The organism is Streptomyces sp. NPDC047072 (genome assembly GCF_040643855.1).
Classification (GTDB): Bacteria; Actinomycetota; Actinomycetes; order Streptomycetales; family Streptomycetaceae; genus Streptomyces.
On the sequence record NZ_JBEYVC010000380.1, the window covers coordinates 1 to 1,025 of the forward strand.

Annotated in this window: 1 protein-coding gene; it reads left to right on the forward strand. The window is 73.0% G+C overall.

Translation table 11 applies throughout. The features are described from left to right. Positions 1 to 1,025 (forward strand): NPCBM/NEW2 domain-containing protein (locus ABZ896_RS52840; RefSeq protein WP_360946719.1); only part of this gene is annotated, 1,025 nt, incomplete at both ends.

Consider the following 1,025-nt stretch of genomic DNA (forward strand, 5'->3'; position numbering starts at 1 on the left):
CGTAGTACAGGTCGGTGACCTCCTGGCCCGGGCCGATGACGACGGTCGCGAGCGAGATCCCGAACTCGTGCGCGACCTGTGGCAGCACCGGAGCTACAACACGGCCGGCACCGTCGCGGCGACCGTCCCCGCGCACGGCACGGTTCTCCTACGGGTCTCCGCGGACCGTGGCTGGGCCCACCACCCGCCCGCCGTCGAACTGGGCCTGGAGGGCAGCCCGTTGGCCGAGGCGGGCAGCGCCACGAGCCTGACGACGACGGCGACCGACCTGGGCCGCACACCGGCCGAGCGCGTCTCGGTGAAGCTGAGCGGCCCCGAGGGCTGGACGGTCCGGGCGCAGTCGCCCACGGCCGCACGCGTCGTACCGCCGGGCCGCTCACTGCGCACCAAGTGGGCGGTCACCCCGCCACAAGGGACACCGACCGGGTCGTACGACCTGACGCTCGGGGCGAGTTACGCCTCGCCGTCCGGTGTCCGCGTGGACAGCGCGCTGCCGCTGGCCCTGTCCGTGGTGGTGCCGCCGCCGGCCGGGACATCGGGACTCGGTGATCTGCCCTGGCTGTCGGCCGCCAACGGATACGGCCCGGTCGAACGGAACACCAGCAACGGGGAGAGCGCCGCCGGGGACGGCCATCCCCTCACCATGGGTGGGGTCGTCTACGCGCAGGGCCTGGGCGTCCACGCGGAGAGCGCCGTCGAGTACTACACCGGCAAGGAGTGCGAGACGGTGACCGCCGAGGTCGGCGTGGACGACGAGAAGGGCGCGAACGGGACCGTCGCCTTCGCGATCTGGGCCGACGGCACCGAGGTGGCCTCGACCGGTGTCCTCACCAACGCGATGCCGGCCCAGCCGCTCACCGCGGACGTCACCGGCGCCCAGGTGATCCGGCTCGTGGTCACCGACGGCGGGGACGGCATCGACTCCGACCACGCGGACTGGGCGGACGTCTGCGTCCGTGCTGTCCACCAGTTCGGCAAGGGAGACAGGAACGTACGGGCTGAGCAGCTGTGCCCGTGCGGTCGTC